General features: G+C 61.9%; 20 protein-coding genes and 1 riboswitch. Of the genes, 8 read left to right on the forward strand and 12 right to left on the reverse strand.

Annotated features, from left to right (window positions below; translation table 11 throughout):
- Positions 1 to 2 precede the first annotated feature (2 nt).
- On the reverse strand, positions 3 to 479 hold the full coding sequence (locus tag A4A58_RS25655) for a MarR family winged helix-turn-helix transcriptional regulator (RefSeq protein WP_068737962.1): 477 nt from the start codon (positions 477 to 479) through the stop codon (positions 3 to 5).
- A 91-nt stretch (positions 480 to 570) separates the two neighbouring features.
- Here A4A58_RS25655 and A4A58_RS25660 point away from each other — a divergent pair, with 91 nt between their 5' ends.
- Positions 571 to 939 carry an antibiotic biosynthesis monooxygenase family protein gene (locus A4A58_RS25660; RefSeq protein ID WP_068737563.1) on the forward strand — a complete coding sequence of 123 codons (369 nt, stop codon included), beginning with the start codon at positions 571 to 573 and terminating at the stop codon, positions 937 to 939.
- A gap of 21 nt (positions 940 to 960) precedes the next feature.
- Positions 961 to 1,407 (forward strand): hypothetical protein, encoded by a 447-nt coding sequence (locus tag A4A58_RS25665; protein WP_068737565.1) that lies wholly within the window; start codon positions 961 to 963, stop codon positions 1,405 to 1,407.
- Between the two features lie 36 nt (positions 1,408 to 1,443).
- On the opposite strand, the gene A4A58_RS25670 is transcribed toward A4A58_RS25665, so the two are convergent.
- Both A4A58_RS25670 and A4A58_RS25675 read right to left on the reverse strand, forming a co-directional pair.
- Positions 1,444 to 2,889 carry an MATE family efflux transporter gene (locus tag A4A58_RS25670; protein ID WP_068737567.1) on the reverse strand — a complete coding sequence of 482 codons (1,446 nt, stop codon included), beginning with the start codon at positions 2,887 to 2,889 and terminating at the stop codon, positions 1,444 to 1,446.
- 128 nt (positions 2,890 to 3,017) lie between these two features.
- A complete protein-coding gene (locus A4A58_RS25675) occupies positions 3,018 to 4,070 on the reverse strand; it encodes a hypothetical protein (protein ID WP_068737569.1) in 1,053 nt (350 codons plus the stop codon).
- A 128-nt stretch (positions 4,071 to 4,198) separates the two neighbouring features.
- Between A4A58_RS25675 and A4A58_RS25680 the strand changes: the two genes are divergently transcribed.
- Positions 4,199 to 5,539 carry a PQQ-dependent sugar dehydrogenase gene (locus tag A4A58_RS25680; RefSeq protein WP_068737571.1) on the forward strand — a complete coding sequence of 447 codons (1,341 nt, stop codon included), beginning with the start codon at positions 4,199 to 4,201 and terminating at the stop codon, positions 5,537 to 5,539.
- Position 5,540: 1 nt separating this feature from the next.
- On the opposite strand, the gene garD is transcribed toward A4A58_RS25680, so the two are convergent.
- Complete coding sequence (gene garD / locus A4A58_RS25685) at positions 5,541 to 7,085, reverse strand: galactarate dehydratase (protein ID WP_068737964.1); 1,545 nt, start codon at positions 7,083 to 7,085, stop codon at positions 5,541 to 5,543.
- A gap of 162 nt (positions 7,086 to 7,247) precedes the next feature.
- Here garD and A4A58_RS25690 point away from each other — a divergent pair, with 162 nt between their 5' ends.
- Positions 7,248 to 8,102, forward strand: coding sequence for an NAD-dependent epimerase/dehydratase family protein (locus tag A4A58_RS25690; RefSeq protein WP_068737966.1), 855 nt, complete (start codon positions 7,248 to 7,250; stop codon positions 8,100 to 8,102).
- A gap of 19 nt (positions 8,103 to 8,121) precedes the next feature.
- Here the strand turns inward: A4A58_RS25690 and A4A58_RS25695 are convergent, their stop codons facing one another.
- Positions 8,122 to 9,114, reverse strand: a complete 993-nt coding sequence (locus A4A58_RS25695) for an aldo/keto reductase (protein ID WP_068737573.1) — start codon at positions 9,112 to 9,114, stop codon at positions 8,122 to 8,124.
- 139 nt (positions 9,115 to 9,253) lie between these two features.
- On the opposite strand from A4A58_RS25695, the gene A4A58_RS25700 reads away from it, so the two are divergent.
- Both A4A58_RS25700 and A4A58_RS25705 read left to right on the forward strand, forming a co-directional pair.
- A complete protein-coding gene (locus A4A58_RS25700; RefSeq protein ID WP_068737575.1) occupies positions 9,254 to 10,147 on the forward strand; it encodes a LysR family transcriptional regulator in 894 nt (297 codons plus the stop codon).
- Between the two features lie 230 nt (positions 10,148 to 10,377).
- The gene (locus A4A58_RS25705) at positions 10,378 to 11,040 is read left to right on the forward strand and encodes an outer membrane protein (RefSeq protein ID WP_068737577.1); all 663 of its coding nucleotides are present in this window, start codon (positions 10,378 to 10,380) and stop codon (positions 11,038 to 11,040) included.
- A 93-nt stretch (positions 11,041 to 11,133) separates the two neighbouring features.
- Here A4A58_RS25705 and A4A58_RS25710 read toward each other — a convergent pair whose 3' ends face one another.
- Entirely contained in the window at positions 11,134 to 12,240 is a 1,107-nt protein-coding gene (locus tag A4A58_RS25710; RefSeq protein ID WP_068737579.1) for a 2'-deoxycytidine 5'-triphosphate deaminase, read from the reverse strand.
- Positions 12,241 to 12,350: 110 nt separating this feature from the next.
- Positions 12,351 to 12,430, forward strand: a riboswitch (SAM riboswitch).
- A gap of 82 nt (positions 12,431 to 12,512) precedes the next feature.
- On the opposite strand from A4A58_RS25710, the gene A4A58_RS25715 reads away from it, so the two are divergent.
- Entirely contained in the window at positions 12,513 to 13,694 is a 1,182-nt protein-coding gene (locus A4A58_RS25715) for an O-succinylhomoserine sulfhydrylase (protein ID WP_068737581.1), read from the forward strand.
- Positions 13,695 to 13,861: 167 nt separating this feature from the next.
- On the opposite strand, the gene A4A58_RS25720 is transcribed toward A4A58_RS25715, so the two are convergent.
- The 3 genes from A4A58_RS25720 to A4A58_RS25730 are packed head-to-tail and all read right to left on the reverse strand — an operon-like array spanning position 13,862 to position 16,844.
- A complete protein-coding gene (locus tag A4A58_RS25720) occupies positions 13,862 to 14,833 on the reverse strand; it encodes an SGNH/GDSL hydrolase family protein (protein WP_068737583.1) in 972 nt (323 codons plus the stop codon).
- Positions 14,833 to 15,591, reverse strand: a complete 759-nt coding sequence (locus A4A58_RS25725) for an SGNH/GDSL hydrolase family protein (RefSeq protein WP_068737585.1) — start codon at positions 15,589 to 15,591, stop codon at positions 14,833 to 14,835. Before A4A58_RS25725 ends, A4A58_RS25720 begins: the two co-directional genes overlap by 1 nt.
- A complete protein-coding gene (locus tag A4A58_RS25730) occupies positions 15,588 to 16,844 on the reverse strand; it encodes an OpgC domain-containing protein (RefSeq protein WP_068737587.1) in 1,257 nt (418 codons plus the stop codon). The genes A4A58_RS25725 and A4A58_RS25730 overlap by 4 nt, the downstream gene beginning before the upstream one ends.
- A 242-nt stretch (positions 16,845 to 17,086) precedes the next feature.
- On the opposite strand from A4A58_RS25730, the gene apaG reads away from it, so the two are divergent.
- Positions 17,087 to 17,479 (forward strand): Co2+/Mg2+ efflux protein ApaG, encoded by a 393-nt coding sequence (apaG, locus tag A4A58_RS25735; protein WP_068737589.1) that lies wholly within the window; start codon positions 17,087 to 17,089, stop codon positions 17,477 to 17,479.
- Positions 17,480 to 18,573: 1,094 nt separating this feature from the next.
- On the opposite strand, the gene A4A58_RS25740 is transcribed toward apaG, so the two are convergent.
- From A4A58_RS25740 to A4A58_RS25750, 3 genes are all read right to left on the reverse strand, one after another.
- On the reverse strand, positions 18,574 to 19,572 hold the full coding sequence (locus tag A4A58_RS25740; RefSeq protein WP_068737591.1) for an Hsp33 family molecular chaperone: 999 nt from the start codon (positions 19,570 to 19,572) through the stop codon (positions 18,574 to 18,576).
- Between the two features lie 272 nt (positions 19,573 to 19,844).
- Complete coding sequence (gene argF, locus A4A58_RS25745) at positions 19,845 to 20,783, reverse strand: ornithine carbamoyltransferase (RefSeq protein WP_068737593.1); 939 nt, start codon at positions 20,781 to 20,783, stop codon at positions 19,845 to 19,847.
- Positions 20,783 to 22,021 (reverse strand): aspartate aminotransferase family protein, encoded by a 1,239-nt coding sequence (locus tag A4A58_RS25750; RefSeq protein ID WP_068737595.1) that lies wholly within the window; start codon positions 22,019 to 22,021, stop codon positions 20,783 to 20,785. Before A4A58_RS25750 ends, argF begins: the two co-directional genes overlap by 1 nt.
- Positions 22,022 to 22,464 lie beyond the last annotated feature (443 nt).

A 22,464-nucleotide genomic window follows, 5' to 3' on the forward strand; every position in this document is an offset into this window, starting at 1 on the left:
GTTCAGGATTGCTCTTCAGATTCATCGTTGCCTTCCAGTTTTTTTTGCAACGCTGTGATGACCTGGTGGACTGTCTTGATGTCCTTGAGCAAGAGCCCGTCCGAAAGGTTGTTGATCCACGGAGTCTGCAAGCGCATTGAAGCGTCGAAAGCCTGTCTTCCCTTGTCGGTCAGAATGACAAGTTGCGCCCGGCGATGATGCGGGTTGGTCTCGAATGCGACAAGCCCCTCCTCATGCAGGTCGTTAACGATCCGCTGCACGTTTTGGCGATTGGCGCCGAGGTCGCGAGCAAGCCACGCCACCGGCTGAGGGCGTTCGGCAGTGATGATAGCGCCAAGGATCTGCCAGCGGGCGCTCGTCAGGCCTAGCTCGGCGACCAGCCTGTCTCCCGCGGCGAGCATTCGGCTGTTGAGCCGGAACAGGTCGAGAATGAGATCGGTCAAGGCATCGCCGGCAGGTGTTCGCTTACTGTTTCGCATTGTCATCCTATCTCTATATTGACATTATGATGTCAATATATTATGTATCTATCTTACCATATTGACACTATGAAACCATAGGAGGTCGTTTATGTCGCGTATGCGTCCACTTGATCCTGCCTTCCCGATCGACCGTCAGATCGCCATCGATGCCAATTCTGTCGTGCTCGTAAACATCTTCACGCTCGACAAGGTAGACGAACAGACCTTCCTCGACGCCTGGCAAGCCGATGCGGCGTTCATGAAGCTACAGCCGGGCTTCATCTCGACACAGCTTCACCGCGCGCTTGGCGAAAGCCCTACCTATCTGAACTGTGCCGTCTGGGAATCGACCTCCGACTTCCGAGCTGCGTTCACGCATCCGGAGTTCAGGGCAAAGCTGTCGAGCTATCCGTCCTCGGCCGTTGCTTCCCCGCACCTGTTCCAGAAGGTTGCAGTGCCAGGCATCTGCGTCGGGTAACCGAGCGAGCGGAAAGAAAACATGACCAAGATCATCCATCCGGTCGCAGGCACGATCGCACTCCTCACGATTGCGATCTTCTGGCTTTCGACGGTCTTTAGTGAGCTCTTGGCACCTCCGGCGATCGTGGTCGCGGTGAAGACGGCCATACCATGGGGCTTTCTGCTGCTCGTTCCGGCGCTGATGGCAGCGGGAGGCTCAGGCTTTGCCGTGGCAAATGGGCGCCGGGCTGGTCTGGTTGGCGCGAAGATCAAGCGCATGCCGCTGATTGCTGCCAACGGTATCCTGGTTTTGATTCCTTCTGCGCTATTCCTCGCGTCCAAGGCGAAGGTGTCCGAGTTTGATGCCACTTTTTACGTGGTGCAGGCGCTCGAACTGGCTGCGGGTGCAGCCAACATCACGTTGCTCGGCCTGAACATGCGTGATGGGTTCAAGATGAAAAATCGACTCCGCCACCGGCTCGCATGAGCACTCAAGGCAGCACAAAAGCCAACTCATCCAAGCTCACGACAGCACGGGCCGAACTTCTGGCACGGGGCCAGCCTTCGGTCCCCACGGCGTCAGCAGCACGCTGAGTGCCGACAGCACGCCGAGCAGCACCATGGACGCCGCCGCGAGCCAGAAAAAGCTTGTGGCCGAGGCATCGATAGACAGCAACCACCAGCCTCCAACGCTGACGAAGACCAGCCGTGCGGTTTGCGCTAGCACCGGGCCGAGCACCTTGGCGGCGCCCTGCGAGGCAAAATAGGCCACCGTGGACAGCCCCAGAAAGGCATACATTGGCGCACAGGTGGCCAGATAGGTCCGGCTTGCCGCGCGTACACCGGCATCATTGGTGAACAGACTGACCCAGGCATCGGGGAAGATCGCGATCAGTGTGCCGAGCAGACCGACAACACCGAAGGCGATCACGCTGCCAGTCCAGGTCACGCGGCGCGCACGCGCGATGCGGCCAGCGCCGATTGCCATGCCGACAATCGGCACCGAGGCGATACCCACCGCGAAAGCCAGCGTGCTCAGCATGAATTCGAGCCGCGCACCGATGCCGTAGCCAGCCAGCACCGCGGTGCCGTATTGCGCCAGCATATGGGTGAAAATCAGGAGAGTCAGAACGCCCTGTAGCGGATTGAAACAGGCGATGGCACCCACTTTCAGAATATCGAAGAACATTCCGCGCTGAATGCGAAAGCCCTTGATCTGAGGCCGGACTCGCGCACGACCGGAAAAGACATACCAGCCCATGACGCCTGTGCCGATCGTGAATGCAATCAGCGTGCCCGCCGCGACGCCGGGCATGCCGAATTGCGGGATCGGACCGAAGCCGAGGCCCAGCACGCCACCGAGAACCACTTGCAAGGCGGCCCCCGCCATCTGCATGGCGGAGGGCATCTTCATGTTGCCGGTACCGCGCAGGATCGCCGCGAAGGTATTCAGCAGCCACGGGATCACGCCACCAGCGAAGAAGACGGTGATGTAGCCCTGCGCCTGGCTCAGCACATTGCCGCGGCCACCAAGCAGTTGCAGCAGCATGGAGCCGAAGGTCAGCATGCCGACCGTGAAGGTGAGGCCGAAGCAGATGGCGATCAGCAGCGCATGGCCCGCCAGCGTATCGGCGCGCGCGCGGTCGCCGGCGCCGAGCGCGCGCGCGATGGCCGAGGACACGCCACCGCCCATGGCGCCGCCGGACATGGTCATGGTCAGCATCACGAAGGGAAACACCAGCGCCATCGCCGCCAATGCTTCGGTGCCGAGCCGGCCGACATAGGTGGTCTCGAAAATAACGACGACGGCGCCTGCCGTCAGCGCAACGACATTGGGCCAGGCCAGCCGCAGGATGGTCGGCAGAATGGGATGATCCAGCAGGGGGTTTTTGGCGGGCGCCTTCAGGCTCGGGAGCGGCTGCTTGTCGGCATCGACCAATCGGGGTTCGGCGACGACAGCGTCGGACATGCATTCTCCCTGAGCTTCCGGTCTTGCCTGCCGGACACCTCGTTCCTAGCACCGATCGCGGACAATGCCATGCGCGACACACGCATGGGGGATGTTCGATTTGCACTGCAGTATCAAGGGTCGAGGCGCTAGCCGATCGACCAGATGAACGGGAGCGCACCACCTCGTGCCGGCGTCATCGCGATGGGTATATTGCGGCCGCATCCGGCGGCGAGGCCCTCGACCAGTCCCTGCAAGGCCTTCGCGCAGGCGGCATTGTTGTCAGCGACGCCATCCATCAGTTTCCAGCTCTGCTGCCGGATCTCGAACTGGCCCTCGGACTTGCTGATCTCCACGATGTCGTCCTGCGCTGCGAACAGAACGCCGAGGAATTCCGCGAAAGCCTTGGCGTCTCCGCGCTGCAGGCCGAAGTTTGCTGCGATCTCGTCGAAATACTGCATGCCGATCAGCTTGCCCGTGAGATGCAGCAGATAACCCGCATCGACCGGGCCGAACAGTTGAACCGCCACAGGCGTTGCGGTCCGCACATATTCCATGGCGTAGTTGCGATAGGCTTTTTCCAGCCGGGCTTTTGGCCAGCTATCGACGGGCAGCGCCGGCGCCTTCGCGGGATCGAACAACGGCGCTTCCAGATGGCGCGCGAACACCAGACGCTGATCGATATCGAGATCGTGGTCGTATTCGCAGTAATAGCCTTCGAGCCCATCCTGGCCATCGACGCTCTGCTTGGTGCAGACGAAGCCCATGCGAGGATTGCCGAGCGACACGCCGTTATTGGCGTGCCAGCCGCGCAGCATCGCGCGGGAGACTTCGCCGGGCACACCGCAGATTGCCGTGCCACGCCAGATCCAGCGCGGCGATGGATAGCGAATCCAGGCCTTGCGATCGCTCTCATACATGTACTCGACTGACACGCCGCCGATCCAGTTCGAGAGATAGTGATACTGGGCCGCTGCGACCGCCGGCGGCAGGCCGGACAGACCGAGCTTCGCGAGGCCGGGCAGAAAGCGCTCCTGCTGCTGCCGGCGGAAGATGCGGAACATGAATTCCGCGGCGTCTGCGGTGCCGCGGCGCGTGACCGTGGTCAGGATCAGACCAGTGAAATAGGCGTGATAGAGATCGGCAACGCTACGCCAGCGCGTCCATGTGGCTTCGTCGCTCGTATTTGTCGGTCCGGCCATCGTTTCTTCCCTGATTATTGGGAAGGACCATAGCCGCGCATCACTCCGGCTTCACATGAAATTCATGCAGGGAGGTCGAACGTTCCTGCATTGGCCGCATTAGATCGTTTCAGTCACAAGGACATTCCATGCGCCAGAAATTCCTGCTTTCCGCCTGTCTCGTCGCCCTGGCGCTTCCACTGGCCGGATGCAACGAGAAATCCACCATCGCATCCGGCGAGGATTTCGGACCGTCGCCGAAGCTTGTAGAGCCCAACAAGTCGCTTATTCCAACGGTCAATGTCTCCAAGGCCGTCGGGTGGCCCGCCGGTGCCAAGCCGAAGGCTGCGGAAGGCATGACGGTCAACGCCTTTGCTAAAGGCCTCGACCATCCGCGCACAGTCTATGTGCTGCCCAATGGCGATGTGCTGGTGGCAGAAAGCAATGCGCCGCCGAAACCGGAAGATGGCAAGGGCATCAGGGGCTGGGTCATGAAACTGGTGATGGGCCATGCTGGCGCTGGCACACCGACAGCAAATCGAATTTCGCTGCTGCGCGACGCGGACGGCGACGGCGTCGCCGAGACCAGGACAGCGTTTCTCGAAGGGCTCAACTCACCCTTCGGCATGGTGCTGGTGGGCGACGAATTCTTTGTCGCCAATGCCGATGCCGTCGTGAAGTTTCCCTACAGGACTAATGATACCAGGATCACAACGCCTGCCGTGAAGGTGGCTGACCTGCCCGGCGGCCCGATCAATCACCACTGGACCAAGGATCTCACGGCGAGCCCCGACGGCACCAAGCTTTACGCAACCGTCGGCTCCAACAGCAATGTCGGCGAGAACGGCATGGACGCCGAGAAGGACCGCGCCGCGGTGCTGGAGATCGATCGTACCAGCGGCGCCTCGCGCGTATTCGCGTCTGGCCTGCGCAATCCCAACGGCCCATCGTGGCAGCCGCAGAGCGGCACGCTCTGGGTCACCGTCAACGAGCGCGACGAGATCGGCAGCGACCTTGTGCCGGACTACATGACCTCGGTGAAGGATGGCGGCTTCTATGGCTGGCCCTACAGCTATTACGGTCAGCATGTAGATGTCCGCGTGCAGCCGCCGCGCCCTGATATGGTCGCCAAAGCCATCGCGCCGGATTACGCACTCGGCGCGCATACCGCGTCGCTAGGCCTGACCTTCAACACCGGCGATCTCTTCCCCGCGAACATGAAGGGGGGCGCCTTTGTCGGTCAGCACGGCTCGTGGAATCGGCGCCCGCAAAGCGGCTACAAGGTGATCTTCGTGCCCTTCACCGACGGCAAGCCCTCGGGCAAGCCGCAGGATGTGCTCACCGGCTTCCTCAATGACAGTGGCGAAGCGCAGGGCCGTCCGGTCGGCGTACGCATCGACAGCAAGGGCGCGCTACTGGTGGCCGACGATGTCGGCAATACGATCTGGCGCGTGACGCCGTCGGGCGCGAAGGCGGCGTCGCTGCAATAGATCAGGTGACCGGCGCGGGGTTGAACAGCACCAGATCGTTGTGCAGACCCCACTTGTCCGCCCAGACCTGCTTGCGGCCACTGGCGACATCGAGGATCAGCTGGAACAGCTCCCAGCCGGCTTCCTCGATGGTCATCTCGCCGCTGGCAATGCGGCCGGCATCAAAATCGATCAGGTCCGACCAGCGTTTCGCCAGCTCAGTCCGCGTCGAGACCTTGATCACAGGCGCCTGCGCCAACCCATAGGGCGTGCCGCGTCCCGTGGTGAATATCTGCATCTGCATGCCGGCGGCGAGCTGCAGCGTGCCGCAGACGAAATCGCTTGCCGGTGTTGCTGCAAACAGCAGTCCCTTCGTCGTCGCGCGCTCACCCGGGCCAATCACGCCGCTGATCGCGCTCGAACCGGACTTGACGATGGAGCCCAATGACTTTTCGACGATATTGGCAAGACCGCCCTTCTTGTTGCCGGGCGTCGTATTGGCGCTGCGATCGGCGCCGCCCCGCGCCAGATAGGAATCGTACCAGTCCATCTCGCGTATCAGCGCACGGCCGACGTCCTCGTTGACGGCACGGCGCGTCAGCAACTCGATAGCGTCGCGCACTTCGGTAACTTCGGAGAACATCACCGTGGCGCCGGCGCGCACCAGGAGATCGCTGGCGAAGCCGAGCGCCGGATTGGCGGTCACGCCGGAAAACGCGTCGCTGCCACCGCATTGCAGACCGATTACCAAATCGGACGCCGGGCAGGTCTCGCGCTTGCGCTGATTGAGAATTTTCAGCCGCGCTTCCGCCATGGTGGTGATGGTATCCACCATATCGCCAAAACTCTGGTTACTCTCGTCCTGCAGCCGCATCATGCTGCCGGGATCGTCCTTCGGCAGCAAACGCTCCGGCGCGAGCTTCTCGCAGCCGAGGCCGACCACCATCACCTCGCCGCCGAAATTCGGATTGCGCGCGATGTTCTGCAGCGTCCGGATCGGGATATAGGCATCCGGCGCATTGATGGCGACGCCACAGCCATAGCCGTGAGTAACGGCGACGACGTCATCGACATTCGGATAGCGCGGCAGCAGCTCGGCCTTGATCTTCTTGAGCGCAAATTCGAGCGTACCGGCGACGCATTGCACCGAGGTGCTGATGGCGAGAATGTTCTTCACGCCGACGGATCCGTCGCGATTGCGAAAGCCTTCGAATGTGTAATCATTCAGTGGCGGCTGCGGTTCAGGAACTGCGTTGGCGATCTCAAGGCTGTCGAGATCCGGCGCATCGGGCATATGGATGCGCGCTTCCTCGACCCATTCGCCGGCCGAAATCATATCCAGGGCATAGCCAATGATTTCGCCGTAACGGATGATGGGCGCATCCTTGGCGATATCGGAGAGCGCCACCTTGTGACCCTGCGGCACAAAGTTACGCAGTTCCAGGCCACCGGTCATCATGGTGCCCGCAGGCAGGCCAAAATCATTGACGATGATGGCGACATTGTCGCGCGCATTCAGTTTGATGTAGCGCGGCGCATATGCATCTGCTGCCAGCGTGGTGGCCATCGCCTTGTCCTTCCCAAATCTGCCGGCATTCGCGCCAGTCTCGCTGCAGAGCAGTAGCACAAAAGATGACGGTGTCGCGCACTTGACCGACACGCTCTGCAGCCCGAATGATGATCTTGAAATGGGCCGGCGCGCCCGAATTCATGCAGAAATGGGATGAACGTGCGTCTTTTCGTCTTCGGGCTCGGCTACAGCGCAAACCGCTTCATCGCGCAGCATGGCGGACAATTCACGGGGATTGCCGGCACCATCCGCACGGCCGGCAAATCGGCGGCCTTGGCGCGAGCCCGCGATATCGAGACGCTCGTCTTCAACCCGGACGTCGCCGATCCCCGCATTGCCGATCGTCTCGCAAATGCCGATGCACTGCTCGTCTCGATCCCGCCCGGCGCAGATGGCGATCCCGTGTTGCATGCCTTCGGCGCGCGGATCGCCGCCAGCGGCATCCGCCGCATCGTCTACCTCTCCAGCGTCGGGGTTTATGGTGATCATCAGGGCGCGTGGATTGACGAAACTGCCCCGGTCTTCGGCGAGGGCCGGCGCAAGGCACGCATCGATGCCGAAGCCGGCTGGCGCGCCGTGGCTGGTGATCGCACCACGATCCTGCGCATCGCCGGTATCTACGGCCCCGGCCGCAATGCGCTGGAAAACCTCAAAGCCGGCAAGGCCCATCGCATCGTCAAGCCGGGCCAGGTGTTCAACCGCATCCATCTGGATGACATCGCGACGGCCATCGCTGCGGCCTTCAATTACGCGAAGACCGGCATCTGGAATCTGTGCGACGACGAGCCGGCACCGCCGCAGGACGTCGTGACATTCGCCGCATCGCTGATGGGAATCGCTCCACCACCCGAGCAGAATTTCGATGACGCCGAGATGAGCCCGATGGCGCGCAGCTTCTATGCCAGCAGCAACCGCATCTCGAATGCACGGCTGAAACGCGAGCTCGGCGTGGAGCTCGCGTTTCAGACCTATCGCGAAGGCCTTACGGCGCTGTGGCAGCAGCGCGAGGTCTAGGCAGCGAGTGATCTGCGGACTACCGGCCGGTCATCGCCTCCAGCCTGTCCGGATAGCGGTTGCCCTGCACCGTGATCTTCGCAGCAGCATGGTCGATGTCCTGCAGATCGCCAGCCGTCAGTTCGACAACCGCAGCACCGAGGTTCTCTTCGAGCCTGTGTAGTTTCGTCGTGCCCGGGATCGGCACGATCCACGGCTTCTGGGCCAGCAGCCATGCCAGCGCGATCTGCGCGGGCGTCGCCTGCTTGCGCCCGGCGATCTCGCCAAGCAGATCGACAAGGGCCTGATTGGCCTTGCGCGCTTCGGGCGTGAAGCGCGGGAGGATATTGCGGAAGTCCCCGCTGTCGAGCGTCGTGCTCTCGTTCATGGCGCCCGTGAGAAAGCCCTTACCGAGCGGGCTGTAGGGCACGAAGCCAATTCCGAGTTCTTCGAGCGTCGGCAGCACTTCCTTTTCGGGACTGCGCGTCCATAACGAATACTCGCTCTGGATCGCAGTAATCGGCTGTACGGCATGGGCGCGGCGAATTGTCGTCACGCCCGGCTCGGACAGGCCGAAATGCTTGACCTTGCCCTCAGTGATCAGGTCCTTCACCGCGCCGGCCACATCCTCGATCGGCACGTCGGGATCGACGCGGTGCTGGTAGAAGAGGTCGATCGCATCGATCTTCAAGCGCTTGAGGGAGGCTTCGGCGACCTCGCGAATATGCGCGGGGCGGCTATCGAGACCGACCTGCTGGCCGGTTGCGGGATCGAGCCTGAAGCCGAATTTGGTGGCGATGACGACCTGATCGCGGACCGGCGCGAGCGCCGCACCAACGAGTTCTTCATTGGTGAACGGACCGTAGACTTCGGCGGTATCAAAGAACGTGACGCCGCGTTCGACGGCTGCGCGGATCAGTGCGGTCATTTCTGTTGTGTCGGCCGGAGGCCCGTAGCCGAAGCTCATGCCCATACAACCGAGACCGATGGCCGAGACTTCCAGTCCGCTGCGTCCGAGTTTGCGTGTCTTCATGTCAGATCTCCTGTGCCATCCGGCCAATGAGCGGCTCCCGCGATGGTGGGATGTTGCCGCCGACATGCGACATCTGGAGATCGTGCGCCCATGAGACTAGATGATATAATCTGCACGCACTTATCAGCCGGATTCATGAATGCCCCGCCAGACAATCGACGACCTCCTTGCTTTCTTCGCCGTCGCGAAAGAAGCGAGCTTTACGCGCGCAGCCGCCAAGCTCGGCGTCTCGCAATCCGCCCTCAGTCACACCATTCGCGGTCTCGAGGAGCGCCTCGGACTACGGCTCCTCACCCGAACGACGCGCAGCGTTGCGCCGACCGAGGCTGGCGAACGCCTGATCCGGACGATCGGCCCGAAGCTGGAAGAGATCGACGCCGAGCTCGCGGCTGTCACGGAGCTAAGAGAGAAGCCGGCCGGCACCATCCGCATCACCACAGGTGAGCATTCCGCCGAGACGATCATCTGGCCCGCCCTCGCGAAGCTGCTGCCGCGCTATCCCGACATCAAGGCCGAGCTCGTCGTCGATTACGGCCTCATCGATATCGTTGCGGAACGCTACGACGCGGGCGTTCGCCTGGGCGAACAGGTCGCAAAAGACATGATCGCCGTCCGCATCGGACCGGACTTTCGCATGGTCGTGGTCGGCGCACCGTCCTACTTCGCACAACGACCGCTGCCGAAACGCCCGCAAGACCTCACCGCACATGACTGCATCAATATCCGTCTACCGACCTTGGGTGGTCTCTATGTGTGGGAATTCGAGAAGCGCGGGCGCGCATTGAAAGTGCGCGTCGACGGCCAGATGGTGTTCAACAACATGTCGCTGCGCGAAAAGGCGGTTCTGAGCGGATCGGGGCTGGCCTATTTGCCGGAGGATCGCGTGCGCGATCACATTGCCTCAGGCCGGCTTGTTCAGGTGCTGAGCGATTGGTGCCAACCGTTCTCGGGATATCATCTCTATTATCCGAGCCGCAGACAGCCCACGTCTGCATTCGCGGCGCTGGTTGACGCGTTGCGTTACCGCGGCTGACCCGCGATCGATGTCAGGTTCCAGCGCCGCAATCTGAACATCATCGAAGCGAAATTGCGCATTGCGAATAGTTCCGACATCAATCTGGGCAATGCTGTGTCAGAAGCACGACATAGCCTCTGAATTTGCCTTTTTCGTTTGAAGCGCTGTTGCACGCGTGTGACAGCAATCACTGCGCAATAGTCTAGGTTGCCTTCGTCATCCCCGTTGGGATTGAGAAGGAACACCTGATGAAGAAGCTTCTACTGTCTACCGCTGCTCTGGCCCTCGTCGCCTTGGCTGCTCCTGCGTCTGCTGCTGACCTCGCTGCGCGCCCCTACACCAAGGCTCCGGCCTATGCTCCGGCTGTTCCGATCTACAACTGGACCGGCTTCTACATCGGTGGTCACATCGGCGGCGCGTTCCCGGGCAACGACAACAACCTGCTCGGCGGCAGCAATGACGGCACGTTCATGGGCGGTGTGCAGGGTGGTTACGACTACCAGTTCGCGCCGAACTGGGTGTTCGGTCTCGAAGCCAACTACAGCTTCCTGTCCACCAGCAGCAACTTCGACAATCGCGGCCTCGGTTCGGTCACCGGTCGTGTTGGTTACACTTGGGGTCCGGCACTGCTCTACGTGAAGGGCGGTTACGCCTGGGCTGACTCGCGCTTCACCAACGGCTTTGCCGGCGATGGTGGCCGCGATGGCTACACGGTTGGCGGCGGTCTCGAATACCTGTTCACCCAGAACTGGTCGGGCAAGGTCGAATATCAGTATTACGACTTCGGCAACGTCAACTTCATCACGCCGACCCTCGCCGTTGGCGGTTTCAAGAACGACGAGCACACGATCAAGGCTGGCCTGAACTACCGTTTCAACCTGGGCAACTTCGGCGCAGGCTTCGTTCAGTAAGCCTGACGATCTATCGTCTACTTCGTCTCCAGAAAAAACTTAGGCCCGCAGCGATGCGGGCCTTTTTTCTTGCTTGCTCGGAACGGTGAGCGATCAGACTTTGAAATGCTTCGAGAGCTTCAGGCTCTGGCCCTGATAATTCGAGCCTATACGCTGGCCGTAGAGGGCATCCGGACGATCCAGCATGCGCTCATAGACGAGACGGCCAACGATCTGGCCGTGTTCGAGAATGAACGGAACTTCGCGCGAGCGCACTTCCAGCACGGCGCGCGAACCTTTGCCGCCGGCGCCGTCATGACCGAAGCCGGGATCGAAGAAGCCGGCATAGTGGACGCGGAATTCGCCGACCAGCGGATCGAACGGCACCATCTCGGCGGCGTAATCCGGCGGCACCTGCACCGCTTCCTTGGAGGCGAGAATGTAGAACTCGCCGGGATCGAGGATCAGCGTGCCGTCCTTGCGCGCCGAGATCGGCTCCCAGAATTCGTTGACGCTGTAGCCACCGCGACGATCGATATCGACCACGCCGGTATGACGCTTGGCGCGGTAGCCGACGAAGCCCGAGGCGTTCTCGCCGGAGAGATCAACCGAGAGCGCGAGGCCATTGTTGAGATCGGCCGTGTCGCTGTCGACCAGTGGCTCCTGCGCGTGGAGTTCTTCCAGCGCTTCGGTATCGAGCACCGCATCGCCGACACGGAAACGCACCTGCGACAGGCGCGAGCCTTCGCGCAGCAGGACTGGAAATGTCTTCGGGCTGATTTCGGCATAAAGCGGCCCGTGATAGCCCGCACCGATCACATCGAACCGTCTGGTGCCATCAGCAATCACCCGAGTGAACACGTCGAGGCGCCCCGTGGAGCTCTTCGGATTGGCAGCCGCGAAGATGTTCGGCGGCAGCGCCAGGCTCTCGATCAGCGGCACGATGTAGACGCAGTTGGTTTCGAGCACCGCACCGTCCGACAGGTCGATCTCGTGCAGCTTCAGCTCGTCGATGCGCTCGGCGACCGTCGAATTCGGCCCCGGCAGGAAGCTGGCGCGCACGCGATAGGCGATGGAGCCGAGCCGCAGATCGAGGCTGGCGGGCTGAATCTGGCTCTCGACGAAGGGATATTCCGGCAGGATCAGGCCGGCATCAGCCATCGCCGCAATCATGCGGTCGGGCAGAATTCCATCGGCATCGGGGGCAAGCGTAAACGGCACTGATCTGATCCTTACAGGTCGTCTTTCAGCAAGAATACACTGAAAAATCGCGACTTTACCGGTTATCTCAGCCCCGCCTTGACGAAAAGGGCAAGCGGGAATATGGACATCACTTATCCCGTGGTGATTTGAGCCGGCCGGCTTGCAGCCACGTAAAATAAGTCGCTAAACAGGCCGGGGGCACATGTCCTTCCAGCATGCGATCCCGGCCTGAGGACGTCCGTCCAGGCCGGTTTTTTGTGCCCGTGTCACGCGGGTACGTTGGAGGTTACATGTCTGAGAAGTCCTATCGCCCCGAAACCCGGCTTGTTCATTCCGGCGCGCTGCGCTCGCAATATAACGAGACGTCCGAAGCCCTCTTCCTGACGCAGGGCTTCATCTACGAGACCGCAGAAGCCTGCGAGGCGCGGTTCAAGGGCGAAGACCCCGGCTTCATCTATTCGCGCTTTTCGAATCCGAATACGTCGATGTTCGAGAGCCGCATGATCGACCTCGAAGGTGCGGAGGCTGCACGCTCGACGGCCACCGGCATGGCCGCCGTGACCACCGCCATTCTCGCGCCGCTGCGCATGGGCGATCACGTCGTCGCCGCCAAGGCGCTGTTCGGATCGTGTCGCTACGTCATAGAGGAACTGTTGCCGCGCTATGGCATCGAATTCACCCTGGTCGATGGCCTCGATCTCGACCAGTGGCAGAAGGCAATGCGGCCGAACACCAAGTCGCTGTTCCTGGAAAGCCCGACCAATCCCACGCTCGACGTGCTCGACATATCAGCCATCGCGGACATCGCCCATGCCGGCGGTGCGCGACTGATCGTCGATAACGTGTTCGCGACGCCGCTCTGGCAGAGCCCGCTCGCGCTCGGTGCAGATGTCGTCGTGTATTCGGCGACCAAGCATATCGACGGACAGGGCCGCTGCCTCGGCGGCATCATCCTGTCGTCGAAGGACTTCATCGACGAGCACATTCACAACTATCTGCGCCAGACCGGCCCTTCGATCTCTCCCTTCAATGCGTGGACGCTGGTGAAGGGGTTGGAGACGCTGGCGATCCGCGTCGAGCGGCAAACCCAGACGGCTGCGGCGATCGCGGATGTGCTCGCCCAGCATCCGAAGATTTCGCGGCTGATCTATCCGGGCCGCGAGGACCATCCGCAGGCGGCAACGGTGAAGAAGCAGATGCGCGCCGGTTCGACACTGATCGGCTTCGAGGTAAAGGGCGGCAAGGCAGCGGCGTTCCGCGTCCTTAACGAGCTGAAAGTGGCCCGCATCTCCAATAATCTCGGCGACGCGAAGAGCCTCGTCACGCATCCGGCGACGACGACGCATCAGCGCCTGCCGCTGGAGGCGCGACTCGAACTCGGGATCACGGAAGGTTTCATCCGCTTCTCGGCGGGCCTTGAGCATCGTGACGATCTGATCGAGGATCTCGAAGCGGCGTTGGCGAAGGCGTAAGGCTATTGTCGTCCCGGCAAGCGAGCCTGCGAGCGCAAACCGGGACCCATAGCCTCCGTCCTATCGTTAGAAGAAGGCGGCATCAGCCCTGTTACTCATCACCAACTCGGTGTGTATGGGTCCCGGATCGACGTTCGCTGCGCTCACTTGTCCGGGACGACAGTGTATTACAGCGGCTTCTGCGCTTGCTGAATCTGTGGCTCGTTGATGCCAAGCTTCACCTGGCCGACCGACTTGATGATGTTGTCGCCAAGCAACTGCGCGAAGCAGGCATAGCCCCAATCGTTCATATGCAGGCCGTCGGCAATAACGAAGCTGTCGAACGACATCTGCTGGCCTTCGTGCCATTCCTTCATCACTTCGAAGCGCGGGAAGATGCCGACCTTGCGCAGTTCGGCCACCTTGTGCAGCAGCGAGACCATCTTGCTGGTACCTTCGGGACGCGTATTCACCAGCGGTGAATATTGCGGATCGACCAGCACCAGATCGGCGCCTGCGGCCTGGATGCGAGCTACGCCGTCTTCCACCATCTTGCTGGTTTCGCCGGGATCGAGATTGCGCAGCACCGCATTGGTGCCGACCTGCCAGATCACGAGGTCAGGCTTCGAATTGATCACTTCGCTCTGCAGCCGCGCCATCATTTCCGGCGCATCTTCGCCGCCCTTGCCGCGATTGAGCACGGTGATATTGGCCGACGGATAGGCGCGGTGTAGCTGCGCTGCGAGGCGGTTCGGATAGGTGAATTCGGGCGCCGTCGAACCGTAGCCTTCGGTGGAGGACGAGCCGAACGCAACGATGACCACAGGCTTGCCGGCAACAAGCTTGCTGGCCACATGCGGCAGCGCGCCCATCGCCTTCATGCCGCCCTTCGGCGTACGGCACGGGACGCGGCTCAGAATATCGGTCGCGGTCTTTGCGACTTCCTTGACCTTGTCGATGGCCTTCGCAGCGACGCCCCTCTTCGCGGCGTCCGCGGGATCATTCACCGCAACGCTCTGGTCAGCGCCCTTGCTGTCAGCCGGGGCGGCCTGCGCCGCTTCGGCGTACGCGACGGACGATGAGATCGGGAATGCGAGAGTCGTAGAGGCAGCAAAGGCAGCGACGACAGCAAGGCGAGACAGATGACCGACGAAACTCATTAACGCTGAATCCTCAAATCCGCTGCTTTGATCTTGGCCGCATCGACGACAAAGGTCGAAAGCGCCCGGCCAAGACAATCATGCACCCGCTTCGCCAGCTCCATGCCGGGCGACGCGCTGAACAGGTCAAAATCACCGCTCTCATTCCAGTGCCGCATGATGGCGAAACGGTCGAACAGCGGAACGTCGTGCTGCTGCGCCACCACACGCATATTATCTAGGTAGGCGGAGCCGGAAATCATCGTCTCCGTGCGCGGACTGTACTGCAGATTCATTAAAATGACGTCAGTTCCGGCCTTTTGCATGGCGGCAACGCCCTCATCCAGGGCGTTCCGGAAGTCCTCGGCGTCGGCCTGTTTCATGGCATCCACGGTTCCGGTCTGCCAGATCACCAGGTTCGGCTTCTTGTCCGTCACCAGCTGTTCCAGGGTCGGGGCCATTTCCTCGGCGGTCTTCTTGACCTGCAGTTCCAGCGCCACGTTCACCTCAACACCCGGCAGCTTCTCCTTCAGATAGGCCTGCAGGCGGCTCGGATAGGCTGCAGAGTGATCTGAGACGCCAATGACCGAGGATCGGCTGCCAATGACCAGAATATCGAGCTTTCCGCCCGGTTTTGCCGCAGCCTCGACCTTGGGCAGGGTGCTTTCGGATGTCAGGAGGTAGGCGGGAACCTCACAGGTATGCGCGGGCGGTTCGGCCCGGACAGGAGCCGCCACCAGCAGGCAAGCCAGCATCGTGAGCCGCAGAACGGCCTTCATGCTTCTCCTCCTGCGAGATCCGCGTCGGACCGTTTGGCGCGGGATCCGCCTTTGACAGTGACGTTCTTGTACCACGAAAACACCCAGGCGGCGGTTGACATAACAACGATGCCGAGGAAGCTGACCAAGGCATGCATGCCAGCCCCGCCGGCAACCTCAGCCAGCACGAAATGGCCGGCAAAGGCCAGGAATACCCCGATACAGAAGATTTCGAGGGAGTGCTGGCCGCACAGCACCATCGGCCGCAGCCAGACCGATTTCAGCCCCGGCCAGTCCTTGGGCAGGAAGCGGACCGTCAGCGCCGCCAGCGCCAGGAAGTGGGCGAAGCGCAGCACGTCGAGATCGGTCTTGTTGATGGGATACATCCACTGCTCGATGATCTTCGGCAGCAGATGGTGGATTTGCGGAATGTACCAGGTCAGCGTCACCCAGAACGCCGCCAGAAGATAGGCCACGCAGAGCCACAGCGTGATGTTGGACGACAGTATCCGCGACATCCTGACGGCGCCGCCCAGCGCGCACCAGGCACCGAACACGAACAGCAATTGCCAGGCGAACGGATTGAAGGCCCAGACGCCGTTCGGATAGGCCGTCAGATGCAGGTCGAATTCCCAGGTCAGCGCATAGAGACCAACCGACAGCGCCAATGTGAGATCGGCGCGGCGCCGCATCAGCCAGAGGATCGGCGGCAGGAACAGCATGAGGACGATGTATAGCGGCAACACGTCCATGTTCACCGGGCGAAATTTCAGCAACAGCGCCTGAACGATGGTCACATCGGGCTGTTTGAGAAAATCGAGAATTCCCATTTCCTCGGTATAAAGCGGGTTCTCGAACCGCGTCGCGACATAGGAGATTTCCGCGAGGAAGATCGTGAACAGGAAGACGTGGGCGACATAGATCTGCCAGACGCGCTTGAAGATGCGCGCGCTGGCGACCAGCGTGCCCTGCTCCAGCATCGCGCGGCCATAGACGAAAGCGGCGGTATAGCCGGAGATGAAGATGAAGATCTCGGTGGCGTCGCTGAAACCGTAATTGCGGATCGTCAGCCAGGTCAGGATATTCGGCGGCAGGTGATCGATGAAGATCAGCCACAGCGCCAGCCCGCGAAACAGATCGAGGCGCAATTCACGCTCGGTGCCTGCGACGGGAAACGACACGGCATCGGCACGCGTCGAGGCGTGCGACGCGGACACGTGGGAGGACGCATCTACGTGCGGCTGGCCGGCAATCGGTTCGGCAACAGAGGTCATTCAGCACCGCTCAACGGGAATCGTCGCATGATGAAAATCGACCGCCCCACAACACGCAGGCCATTTGCATGGGACGATCCGTCACGTCATAGCCAAATCACGGATCGATTATGCGGTAACTATGTTGAAACCGCGATGGGTTGCTACCGTTCCGCGTAGCACTCCACGCCGAATTTCCCCGGATTTGGCCGGTAACGTGTTTTTCGCTATGCTTGCGACGCATTTTGAACGATGACACCGCCATGTACCGCGCCATAACACGACAGATCGAAGTCACCGTCGAACCAAATTTCATGCCGGAGCGCTCGTCGCAGGAGAAGCGACAGTTCTTCTGGTCCTATACGGTCGTCATCACCAATGCCGGCAAAGAGACCGTGCAGCTGAAGACCCGGCACTGGATCATCACCGATGCGTCCGGCCGCATGCAGGAAGTGCACGGCGAGGGCGTCGTCGGCGAACAGCCCGTGCTCGGCCCCGGCGAACGCTTCGAATACACATCGGGCGTGCCGCTGCCGACGACCTCCGGCTTCATGGAAGGCACCTATCAGATGGTGACCGATACCGGCGAGCCGTTCGAGATCGACGTGCCGCTGTTTTCGCTGGACGGACCGGACGGGAAGCGCGTGCTGAATTAGGGGCTGAGGCTCGTTCTTTTCCCTCCCCCGCGCTTGCATGGGGTCTGGCGGACGGTTCGTCCGCCATGGGTGGCGGCCGAAGGCCGGTCGGGTGGGGGTGGTGCTATACGCGTCGAGCTCGCGGAGGCACCCCACCCCGGCCTATCGGCCGCCCCTCCCCACTGCGCATTGCTTGAGGGAGGGATTCCTCTGGCGCCTAAGCGTCGTTGCAGATGTGAATGTCAAACAGCCACTGCTCTTCAGACATGCGTCATCGCCCCCATTGTTTGCGGCGCGGGGGCGCCGTCGTCGCTTGCATTCCCGCCCCCTTGTGAGAGGGCGTGCGGAACGCCAGGTGCCCGTTGCACCCTTGGGCCTGATGCGAATGCGGTCTTCCGCATGGGGTAATGCATCAGGACTTTCGGAGGCGCCGAGCGAGTGCCCGACGTTCCGCCTGCGGTGTTTTTCGGTTGCTTGCGCTTCGCCATGGCGAACGATCCGATCACCAAAATTACAGTCCCAAGGCGAAGGGACAGGGTGCCTCAAGCGAGTAAGCCGAACGCGTTTCGATTTGGTCGTCCGTCACACTGTCCAGGATTCTTTCCATCCCAAGGTCGGCCGTCTCCTTGCCAGTGGCAGTGCTGGCGCAGATCCGTCCTGCCCTAAGACAGACGTCACCCATGAACCGCGTAACGCCGCATCTCCGGCGTCCACCGCATCCCACCCCGCGAACGTGACGATCGCGATCGCCCCTCTCGGTGGGGCAGGACGAAAGGGAATATAAACCTGATGGGGATGTTGTCAACGGGAGATAGGAAAAAATGTTTGGGTGCTGTCTTGCCGCCCTCCACTCGTCATTCCGGGGCGCGGCCGGCACTTGCCGGACGCGAACCTCAGCCACTCCACTTGGAGTGGCTGAGAATCCCGACATGAGAGTTACCGTAGAGCCAAGCACTCCGGGATTCCGGGTTCGCACTACAGCGGCTCCGCCGCTTTCGTGCGCCCTCAGGCAAACCAATTGGTTTGCCGGGGAATGACGAGTGTGGATCGAGATTCCCCACCATACCAACTGGTGTACCGGAGAATGACAGCGGGGCGTGACGCGGGCGAACGCCCTATTCCACGCCCGCTTCCTGCGGTGTGAACTCATACACCGACGAACAGAACTCGCAGGTCACGACGACCTTGTCGTCCTTGACCATATCGGCGCGATCCTGCGGCTCGAAGCTCTTCAGCATGCCGGACACGGCATCGCGCGAGCAGGAACACTCCGCGCGCAGCGGCGATGGTGCGAACACGCGGACGCCGCGCTCGTGGAACAGGCGATATAGCAGCCGCTCGCCGGATAGATCGGGATCGATCAGTTCCACATCCTCGACGGTCCCGATCAACGACTGGCCTTCGACCCAGGCGTCATCTTCCGGCACGGCATCGGCGCTCACGCCGTCCGGCACGTCGCCAGCATGGAGATCGCGCTGCACGCGCTCCGGCGCCTTCGGCAGGAATTGGAGCAGCATGCCGCCGGCGCGCCAGCGATGTGTCGGGCCGCCCTCCTCACCGCTGCGCCATTCCTCGCCCACGGCGAGGCGCACCTTGGTGGGTATCTGCTCGGAGCGCAGGAAGTATTCATGCGCGGCATCTTCCAGCGTACCGCCGTCAAGCGCGACGAGCCCCTGATAGCGGCTCATGTCCGGCCCCTGATCGACGGTCATCGCGAGATGGCCTTTGCCGAGCAGCGCCGCGGTGCCGAGACCGGGCACCAGGCGCTCGGCATCGAACCGCGCATAGGCGCGCATTTTGTCGGGCGCGCGGAAGTCAACGATCATCAGCGATACCGGACCATCGGTCTGAGTCTGCAGGATGAAGCGGCCGTCGAATTTCAGCGAGGAGCCAAGAAGCGTGGTCAGCACGATGGCCTCGCCGAGCAGCTTGGCCACCGGCGCGGGATAATCATGCTTGGCGAGCAGCTCGTCGAGCGCCGGGCCAAGTCGCGTCAGCCGCCCCCGCAGATCGAGCGGGGCAACCTCGAAGGGCAGCACCGCGTCATCGACCGGAACGGAGGACGGCGCGCGGATGGGGGCGTCGGGCTGGAGATTTGGATTTGATGGGGTCATGGCGCTCTATTTGGGGGCGGAGGGCCGCAAGTGAAAGGTGCAGGGAACCGGGAAAATGGAGCGTATGCAGCTGCGCTTTTCTTCCCTCTCCCCCGCGCGAAGCGAAGCTTCGCCAGGTGGGAGAGGGTGGATCGAACATGCGAAGCATGTTCGAGACGGGAGAGGGGGCGCCACAAACACCGCGCTTTGCCGCTACCCCTCTCCCGCCCTCGCTTCGCTCAGGCACCCTCTCCCGCAAGGGGAGAGGGGAAGAAAGAAAGCTCCGTGCTGTCTCACGCCACCGCGTTGAGGCACCAGGCCAGAATGCCCTTTTGCGCATGCAGACGGTTTTCGGCCTCGTCGAACACCACCGACTGCGGACCGTCGATCACCTCGTCGGTGACCTCCTCGCCGCGATGCGCCGGCAGGCAGTGCATGAAGAGTGCGTCCGGCTTGGCCAGCGACATCAGACGCGCATTGACCTGATAGGGCTTGAGCAGGTTGTGGCGGGTCTCGCCGTCCTTGTCGCCCATCGACACCCAGGTGTCGGTGACGACGCAGTCGACGCCCTTCACCATCGCATCGGGATCGTCGCTGAAGGTGATCGGCGCGTTTGCCGCCTTGACCCAGTCCTTGAATGGCTTCTTCGGCGACAGCTGCGGCGGCGTCGCGATATTGAGTTTGAACTGGAAGCGCTCGGCCGCATGCGCCCAGGACATCAGCACATTGTTGTCGTCGCCGGTCCAGGCCACGGTGCGGCCCTTGATCGGACCGCGGTGCTCCTCATAGGTCATGACATCCGCCATGACCTGGCAGGGATGCGAGAAGCGCGTCAGGCCGTTGATGACCGGCACGGTCGCATTTTCCGCGAGCTCCATCAGCGAGTCATGATTGAGGATGCGGATCATGATGATGTCGACGAAGCGCGACAGCACGCGCGCGGTGTCGGCAATGGTCTCGCCGCGACCGAGCTGCATTTCGGCGCCGGTGAGCATCACGACTTCGCCGCCGAGCTGGCGCATGCCGACCTCGAATGACACGCGGGTGCGCGTCGAGGGCTTTTCGAAGATCATCGCCAGCGTCTTGTTCTTGAGCGGACGATCGGGCTCGGCATTCGAGCCATCCCGCCCCTTCAGCTTCGCCTTCATGGCGGCAGCCGCGTTCATGATATTGCGCAACTCGCTGGCCGGCACGGCCGTGAGATCGAGGAAGTGCCGCGGTGACGTGCTCATCACGCGGCTCCCTGCGTCTTTGCAGATGTCTTGGCGGATGAGCCGAGAGCCACGCAAGCCTGTTCCAGCCGCTGCACGGCCTGCTCGATCTCGGACTCGCTGACGATCAGCGGCGGCAGGAAGCGCACGACATTGTCGCCGGCGCCAACCGTCAACAGCTTCGCGTCACGCAATGCGGCCACGAGATCGCCCGCCGGCACCACAGCCTTGAGGCCGATGAGAAGACCTTCGCCGCGCACTTCGCTGAGCACGTCTGGATGGCCGTCGACCACGCCCGCGAGTTTCTGTTTCAGCAGCAGCGACATCTTCTTCACATGGTCGAAGAAGCCGGGCTTCAGCATGATATCGAGCACGGAATTCGCAGCAGCGACCGCCAGCGGATTGCCGCCGAAGGTCGAACCATGGGAGCCGGGCGCCATGCCTTCGGCCGCTTCCGCCGTGACGAGGCACGCGCCGATCGGGAAACCGCCGCCGAGCGCCTTGGCCAGCGACATGACATCCGGCGTCACACCGATGCGCTGATAGGCGAACAACTCGCCGGTGCGGCCCATGCCGGTCTGCACCTCGTCGAAGATCAGCAGGATGCCGTTCTTGTCGCAGAGTTCGCGCAGCGCGCCGAAGAACGCGTTGCTCGGCGCGCGCACGCCACCCTCACCCTGCAGCGGCTCGATGAGAATGCCGGCGGTGTTCGGACCGATCGCCTTCTTCACGGCTTCGATATCGCCGAGCGGCAACTGATCGAAGCCGTCGAGCGGCGTGCCGTAGCCTTCGAGATATTTGGCAGCGCCGGTCGCCGCCAGCGTGCCGAGGGTCCGGCCATGGAACGCGCCTTCAAAGGTGATGATGCGCGTGCGCTCGGGGTGGCCCTTGGAGAAATGATAGTGGCGGGTCACCTTGATCGCGCATTCCATCGCTTCCGCACCCGAATTGGCGAAGAACACGAAGTCGGCAAAGCTCTGTTCGCACAGCCGCGCGGCGAGGCGCTCACCGTCCGGGCTCTTGAACAGGTTCGACATGTGCCAGAGCTTGGTGGCCTGCTCCTGCAATGCGGCGACCATATGTGGGTGCGCATGGCCAAGTGCGTTCACGGCGACGCCGCTGGTGAAATCGAGATAGCGCTCGCCATCGGTTCCAATCAGCCACGCGCCTTCACCGCGCTCGAAAGCGACATCCGCACGCGCGAAAACAGGCAGCAAGTGAGCCTGAGAGAGGGGCGAAGACGTTGCGTTGCTGGTCATAACCGATCCGATCGAAAAGACTGCGGCCGCGTCGATGACAACTGTGCGAAATCGAACAACGGACCCTAGAAACGAAACGTGCCGCCCTTCTCGGGCGGCACGTGGGCATTATTCTATGTGTGCTGTGAAGACTGTCAACCGCGCACTGCGGCTTTCGAGTCACACGGAGTCGCAGAAAAAGCCGATTTTGCAGCTTTATTTGCAGAAGCATGTGGACGCGGCATGCCCGACTCTTGCGCGCGAGTCACGGCATATTGTAGCTTTTGCCTCGTCGGATACGACATCTCGTGCGGCGGTAGATCCTTTTGACACATCCAGTGCGGCGTAACAGCCGGACGCGAAATTCGCGCCCGGTGAGCGCTAAAGGATTCTGACCGCAGGGATTTTTGAAGTCTCAACTCGCAGCGCTGCCCGGTCAGGCCGGCGCTCACGAAGGGAAAACG

It is taken from the genome of Tardiphaga robiniae, assembly GCF_001618955.1.
Taxonomy (GTDB): domain Bacteria; phylum Pseudomonadota; class Alphaproteobacteria; order Rhizobiales; family Xanthobacteraceae; genus Tardiphaga; species Tardiphaga robiniae_A.

Coding starts and splice junctions, on each gene's coding strand:
- A4A58_RS25655 (WP_068737962.1), bottom strand. CDS start 479: ATGCGAAACAGTAAGCGAACACCTGCCGGCGATGCCTTGACCGATCTC.
- A4A58_RS25660 (WP_068737563.1), top strand. CDS start 571: ATGTCGCGTATGCGTCCACTTGATCCTGCCTTCCCGATCGACCGTCAG.
- A4A58_RS25665 (WP_068737565.1), top strand. CDS start 961: ATGACCAAGATCATCCATCCGGTCGCAGGCACGATCGCACTCCTCACG.
- A4A58_RS25670 (WP_068737567.1), bottom strand. CDS start 2,889: ATGTCCGACGCTGTCGTCGCCGAACCCCGATTGGTCGATGCCGACAAG.
- A4A58_RS25675 (WP_068737569.1), bottom strand. CDS start 4,070: ATGGCCGGACCGACAAATACGAGCGACGAAGCCACATGGACGCGCTGG.
- A4A58_RS25680 (WP_068737571.1), top strand. CDS start 4,199: ATGCGCCAGAAATTCCTGCTTTCCGCCTGTCTCGTCGCCCTGGCGCTT.
- garD (WP_068737964.1), bottom strand. CDS start 7,085: ATGGCCACCACGCTGGCAGCAGATGCATATGCGCCGCGCTACATCAAA.
- A4A58_RS25695 (WP_068737573.1), bottom strand. CDS start 9,114: ATGAAGACACGCAAACTCGGACGCAGCGGACTGGAAGTCTCGGCCATC.
- A4A58_RS25700 (WP_068737575.1), top strand. CDS start 9,254: ATGCCCCGCCAGACAATCGACGACCTCCTTGCTTTCTTCGCCGTCGCG.
- A4A58_RS25705 (WP_068737577.1), top strand. CDS start 10,378: ATGAAGAAGCTTCTACTGTCTACCGCTGCTCTGGCCCTCGTCGCCTTG.
- A4A58_RS25715 (WP_068737581.1), top strand. CDS start 12,513: ATGTCTGAGAAGTCCTATCGCCCCGAAACCCGGCTTGTTCATTCCGGC.
- A4A58_RS25720 (WP_068737583.1), bottom strand. CDS start 14,833: ATGAGTTTCGTCGGTCATCTGTCTCGCCTTGCTGTCGTCGCTGCCTTT.
- A4A58_RS25725 (WP_068737585.1), bottom strand. CDS start 15,591: ATGAAGGCCGTTCTGCGGCTCACGATGCTGGCTTGCCTGCTGGTGGCG.
- A4A58_RS25730 (WP_068737587.1), bottom strand. CDS start 16,844: ATGACCTCTGTTGCCGAACCGATTGCCGGCCAGCCGCACGTAGATGCG.
- apaG (WP_068737589.1), top strand. CDS start 17,087: ATGTACCGCGCCATAACACGACAGATCGAAGTCACCGTCGAACCAAAT.
- A4A58_RS25740 (WP_068737591.1), bottom strand. CDS start 19,572: ATGACCCCATCAAATCCAAATCTCCAGCCCGACGCCCCCATCCGCGCG.
- argF (WP_068737593.1), bottom strand. CDS start 20,783: ATGAGCACGTCACCGCGGCACTTCCTCGATCTCACGGCCGTGCCGGCC.
- A4A58_RS25750 (WP_068737595.1), bottom strand. CDS start 22,021: ATGACCAGCAACGCAACGTCTTCGCCCCTCTCTCAGGCTCACTTGCTG.